The sequence below is a fragment of the Leptolyngbya sp. CCY15150 genome (genome assembly GCF_016888135.1).
Classification (GTDB): Bacteria; Cyanobacteriota; Cyanobacteriia; order RECH01; family RECH01; genus RECH01.
The window spans coordinates 1-287 of record NZ_JACSWB010000287.1 but is presented as its reverse complement, the minus strand read 5'-3'; the positions used below and the strand labels follow the sequence as shown (position 1 = coordinate 287).

Annotated in this window: 1 pseudogene; it reads right to left on the bottom strand. The window is 51.6% G+C overall.

From position 1 onward, the window contains the following. Window positions 1-287: pseudogene (locus JUJ53_RS22285) on the bottom strand (hypothetical protein); the annotation flags it as partial.

The following is a 287-nucleotide window of genomic DNA, read 5'->3' as shown; positions in this document are numbered from 1 at the left end:
ATACTGCCTGCATTGCCTTCCCCCAGGGTACTGGCTTGCAGCCGAGCCCCATTAAACACTTCCAGAGTAGAAGTAAAGATGGTGATATCGCCGCCGTTCCCTACTGCATCATCCTCAACCGTGCTTAAGGCAGCGCTACTGAATGTGCCATCCTCAGAGGTACCGGAAAAGGTGGCGCTATCGTCCGCCCCAATGAAAATACTGCCTGCATTGCCTTGACTGAAGGTACTGGCTATTAGTTGAGCTCCATTGAGAACCTCTAGGGTAGTGGTGGAGATAGTGATATC